Source organism: Rheinheimera sp. (genome assembly GCF_036568245.1).
Lineage (GTDB): Bacteria > Pseudomonadota > Gammaproteobacteria > Enterobacterales > Alteromonadaceae > Alishewanella.
Genome location: NZ_DATCSY010000146.1, coordinates 1 through 4,707, shown reverse-complemented (window position 1 = coordinate 4,707; position 4,707 = coordinate 1). Strand labels below are relative to the sequence as shown.

5 protein-coding genes are annotated in these 4,707 nt (G+C 49.7%); 3 read left to right on the top strand and 2 right to left on the bottom strand.

Annotated features, from left to right (window positions below; all coding sequences use genetic code 11):
* Window positions 1–27: 27 nt before the first annotated feature.
* Window positions 28–1,479 (bottom strand): TIGR03503 family protein, encoded by a 1,452-nt coding sequence (locus VIN66_RS06310; RefSeq protein WP_331923180.1) that lies wholly within the window; start codon window positions 1,477–1,479, stop codon window positions 28–30.
* Window positions 1,464–2,168: a DNA polymerase III subunit epsilon gene (gene dnaQ, locus VIN66_RS06305; protein WP_331923179.1), complete on the bottom strand. Its 705-nt coding sequence runs from the start codon at window positions 2,166–2,168 to the stop codon at window positions 1,464–1,466. Before dnaQ ends, VIN66_RS06310 begins: the two co-directional genes overlap by 16 nt.
* 65 nt (window positions 2,169–2,233) lie before the next feature.
* Here dnaQ and rnhA point away from each other — a divergent pair, with 65 nt between their 5' ends.
* From rnhA to VIN66_RS06290, 3 genes are all read left to right on the top strand, one after another.
* Window positions 2,234–2,716, top strand: coding sequence for a ribonuclease HI (gene rnhA / locus VIN66_RS06300; RefSeq protein WP_331923178.1), 483 nt, complete (start codon window positions 2,234–2,236; stop codon window positions 2,714–2,716).
* 25 nt (window positions 2,717–2,741) lie between these two features.
* Window positions 2,742–3,737: an FAD:protein FMN transferase gene (locus tag VIN66_RS06295; protein ID WP_331923177.1), complete on the top strand. Its 996-nt coding sequence runs from the start codon at window positions 2,742–2,744 to the stop codon at window positions 3,735–3,737.
* Window positions 3,738–3,908: 171 nt separating this feature from the next.
* On the top strand, window positions 3,909–4,628 hold the full coding sequence (locus tag VIN66_RS06290) for a transporter substrate-binding domain-containing protein (RefSeq protein ID WP_331923176.1): 720 nt from the start codon (window positions 3,909–3,911) through the stop codon (window positions 4,626–4,628).
* Window positions 4,629–4,707: the final 79 nt, after the last annotated feature.

The window sequence follows — 4,707 nt, the reverse complement described above, 5'->3', positions numbered from 1 at the left end:
ACCTTTTTTGCCGCTTTTGCCTAATCCTTAATCATCCGGTAAGGTCAGGTCGAGAATGTCATCCATATCGTTGTTTTTTTGTGCATTTGCGCCATTTTTATCTACAACATTACCTGCTGGACTATTTGCAGCTGTCGCCGTTGCCTGTGCCGGAGCTTTTTTACGCCAGAACATCAGATCAGACAGCTTACGATCTGTCATCACAAACCAGATGGCAACCCCACCGCCGATTAAGATAAACAGGTTCGCAGTAATCACCAACCCCCACGGAAATTCCGGTTCGGGTTCAGCCTGTTCAGCGGCAATTTCATCTTTAATACTTTGTGGCAACTCCTCCAGTACCGGCGCGTCAAACACCGGTCGGTTCACCACAAAACTGATCTCCGGCAGGTTCAGCATAAATTCACGACCATCCTGCATGGTGCCATAAACTGAAACATCCAGAATATAACTGCCATGGCCGCGGTTATGCAGCTCTAATTGTCGCGGTGTTAAGCCGGGTTCATTCAGTGCAAAATCATCAACCTCACCGTTGGGATAACGTACCCGCCCCTGCAGTAATACCGACGCTTTATTGACACTGTCATCTGTGATCCGAAACAGAACCTGATGCGGTTGTACCGGTTGTTCAGGCTGCATTTCATCTGCTGCCGGAGCCGTGGTAACATCGGCAATTATCGGCGCAGGCTTAAGTACCACAGCGGGCTGCTCGACTTCCCGCGTATATAAAGGTGTGCGTACAACGTATTTAGGTATCCACTCGCCAGCGACAAACCTCAGCTGAAACTCACCGGTAAACACCCCATCCCGGGCACGTTCATCGTAACCTTTACCATCATCGCGAAAATGTGCCACCTGCACGACACCACGGCCGAAGTTGTCATAATCTGCGTTGTTGGTACTGACAAAAATCACTTCCAGTGCCAACACTTCACGAAAATCTTTCGCGTTAATGGGCTCTTCGCCATTGGTTAAACGGGCGGTCACTTTTACGGTTTCGCCAACCAGCAGGTTATCAGGTAAGGGATCAACACTGAGTTTAATGTCTGTCAGCACCATAATGCGGCTTTGCGGCAGCAATTTGCCAATTGCCTGCCACGGGCCGGGAGTGGGGTTTTTAATCTGAATTAAGTCATAGCTACTGGCATCGTGCCAGCGCACCTGTTGCTGTTCGGCAGTATTAAAATGAATTTTACTGCCGTCTGGCCGCACCAGTACTACTGAGGCAGACCCGCGTTTTCGAAACAGTAACAGTGTTATCTCTTCTACATTGTCATCAATGCGAAACCTGTTATCAAACAGCGGGATCTGGTTTTTGGTTGGCAGCTCATCCAGTAACGCAAAGCCACTACTAAAGGGGCTATCGTCCTCCTCTGCACCGGCCTCGGGAGATTGCAGTAAATTATTCTGCTGTATCGTCTGAGCACTTAATAACGTGCAACCAAGCAACAGACACAATACTGTTATCCATTTCGCCACAGGCAACTGCCTCCTTTTTTTTGCACCAAATCCAACCTGGTTTCATGTGCGGTCAGCTCTGCGTCTGTCGCCCGCAGTACTTTAAGCCGGCCACTGCGCTGTATTGCTGCAGGGCCTGACTGTCCATCCGTTCTGTCTTGTTCATTTGCCAGATTCAGGCTGACCTGGCCACCCGTCATTAGCAGATATACGTCAGCCAGAATTTCAGCATCGAGCAAAGCGCCGTGCAAAGTACGGTGGCTGTTATTAATGTCGTAGCGGCGACACAACGCATCCAGATTATTCTTCTGGCCTGGATGCAGTTCGCGTGCCAGCATCAGGGTGTCAAGAATAGTACAGTACTGCTCGACCGGGGGCAGTACTGGGTGCAACATAGCAAACTCGTGGTTAATAAAGCCAACGTCGAATGCGGCGTTATGGATAACCAGCTCAGCACCCTGAATATAGTCGTAGAAACTTTTGGCGATCTCACGAAACTTGGGTTCATGTGCCAGCCGTTCATTGGTAATACCGTGCACGGCTACAGCCTCGGCATCAATAATGCGCTCAGGGTTAATGTAGACATGGAAGTTATTACCGGTAAAACGCCGGTTAATCAGCTCAACACAGCCAATTTCAATGATACGATGACCATCTTTAGGATTAATACCTGTGGTTTCGGTGTCGAGAATAAGTTGTCTTTTGGCCATAGTCGTTTCGCTTTTTACTGCACTTGGGGTAGATTATACGCCGTTTGGGTTTGAGGAAAGGCTTTATGCGTAAAACTGTTGCAATCTACACCGATGGCTCTTGCCTGGGAAATCCGGGCCCGGGCGGCTACGGTGTGGTGCTGAAATATAAGCAGCACTGTAAAGAGCTAAGCGGCGGTTTTCGTTTAACCACCAATAACCGTATGGAATTGCTGGCCGCTATCGTTGCACTGGAAACGCTGAAAGACAGTTGCGATGTCAACCTGACAACCGACAGTCAGTATGTTCGTCTGGGCATCACCCAGTGGCTGGCGGGCTGGAAACGAAACAACTGGAAAACCAGCCAGAAACAACCGGTTAAAAATCAGGATTTATGGCAGCGGCTGGACGTAGCAAGCCAGGCGCATAATGTTAGCTGGCATTGGGTAAAAGGTCATGCCGGCCACCCTGAAAATGAGCGCTGTGATGTTTTGGCCCGCACAGCGGCTGAAGCCAAACCATCGGCAATTGATAAGCCATTTGAGCTAAGTCAGAGCACTGAAGCTTAGCCACAACATAACAGGCAGCCCAATTATGGCAAAACACACAGCCTATTTTCGTCCCTTTACCCGCTTTGGCGCATTATGCCTGCTCAGCCTGCTGTGGTGCTCGGCTAATGTGCAGGCACAGTGGCACCGGTTGCCATTTCAGACGTTGGGGACTCAGGCCTATATCGAGCTGTGGTGCGAAGACAGTCATCAGGCCGCTAACTTAATTACTCAGGTACAGGCCGAGTTTGAGCGCATTAATCAGTTGATGAGCCCCTATATCGACAGCAGCGAACTCAGCCAGCTTAATCTGCTGGCAGCGCAACGGCCAGTGCAGGTATCTGCTGAGTTGTATCAGCTGCTTAAGCAAGCCAAACTTATCTCCAACCTGAGCCAGGGCGCTTTTGACATTACTTTTGCCTCGGTCGGCTTCTACTATGACTACCGTGCCCATAAAAAGCCCGATGCCAGTCAGCTACAACGAGCCCGGCAATACGTTAATTACCAGAGCATTGAATTGCTGCCAGACAATAAAGTGTATTTTGCCCGCGACGGTGTAAAGATTGATTTAGGCGGCATTGCCAAAGGTTATGCGGTTGAGCGCGGCATTAATCTGCTGACACAGCAGGGTATTTTGCATGCACAGTTAACCGCCGGCGGCGATAGCCGTTTACTGGGAGATAAACGCGGTAATCCCTGGCTGGTGGGCATAAAACACCCGCGACAGGAAGATAAGTACGCCGCAACATTACCATTGGCGAACAGCGCTATCAGCACATCTGGCGATTATGAACGCTACTTTATTGAAGACGGAGTGCGTTACCATCATATAATAGATCCGAAAACCGGCTTAAGTGCCAGCGGATTGTTCAGTGTGTCTGTGCTAGGGCCTGACACCACTCAAACTGACGCCTTATCAACGACATTATTCGTATTGGGCCTGCAGCACGGCATGGAATTGATAGAGCAGATTGATAATTATGAAGCCATTTTTATCGATGCCAACCGGCAGATGCATTTCTCCAGTGGCCTTGGCCAGTAAGGGACAATAAACTTCAGCTGTGCATCGGGCGAAATATCGGGTAGATTCTATTTTATTTACTGTAGTTGCACTGAGTCAGAACACATTATGCGACCACTGCATTTGCTGTTAATCTGCACCTTGTTATTAGTCTGGTCCGCCGTCGCTGAAGAGCCGGCCTGCACTTTGCGCATGTCCGCTGAAACTGACTTTCCGCCCCATCTGATTAAACAGAATGATAACTGGACCGGCCTCAGCGTCGAGCTGATGCAACGCCTGGCCGATGAAGTACATTGTAAACTCGAATTTGTTAACAGCCCCTGGCTTAGGGCTTTACAGCAAAGCGAGCAAGGGCAGTTGGATGTGCTCAGCCATTTGTCATTCAGCGAGCAGCGCAAACAGCAGTTTGCTTTTATTGGGCCGCATCACACTGAAGCCATTTATCTGGTAGGCGATCCGGCAGCTTTGCCTGCCAGCAGTCAGTTATCGGATCTGATTGATAAAGTTGATTATGGCCGCATCGCCGTACTGCATGGCGCTTATTATGGCGAGGACTTTGCCCGGTTAAGCCGGCAACCCGCGGTACAGCGTCAACTGGTGGAGATCAGCAGCATTCAGGATAAACTGGCACTGCTACGCGCAGGTCGCGTCAATGCGATCCTTGAAGATATCAGCGTGCTACACTACTGGCAACAGCATCACTACCCTGACGCTGACAAGTATCAGCCACTATTAAAAGTATATCAAAGCCCGGTGTATTTCGGTTTCAGTAAAACCTCGTTACCCGCATCAACACTGACTACGCTGGCAGAAGCCTGGCAGAAACTTTACCGGCAGGGCGACCTGGCGGCGATTTATCAGAAGTACCAGATCAGTAATTACGCTGAACTTATTCCGGCGTCAATTCTATAGCTATCATTCGGGTATAATGGACGCAGGCTCCGGCAGCTGCCAGCGGTATTCTGCTAACTGATAGGTTTGTAAAATGGCT

What these genes read in the sequence shown, in the direction of transcription:
- dnaQ (WP_331923179.1), bottom strand. Translation starts at nt 2,168, where the DNA reads ATGGCCAAAAGACAACTTATTCTCGACACCGAAACCACAGGTATTAAT.
- rnhA (WP_331923178.1), top strand. Translation starts at nt 2,234, where the DNA reads ATGCGTAAAACTGTTGCAATCTACACCGATGGCTCTTGCCTGGGAAAT.
- VIN66_RS06295 (WP_331923177.1), top strand. Translation starts at nt 2,742, where the DNA reads ATGGCAAAACACACAGCCTATTTTCGTCCCTTTACCCGCTTTGGCGCA.
- VIN66_RS06290 (WP_331923176.1), top strand. Translation starts at nt 3,909, where the DNA reads ATGTCCGCTGAAACTGACTTTCCGCCCCATCTGATTAAACAGAATGAT.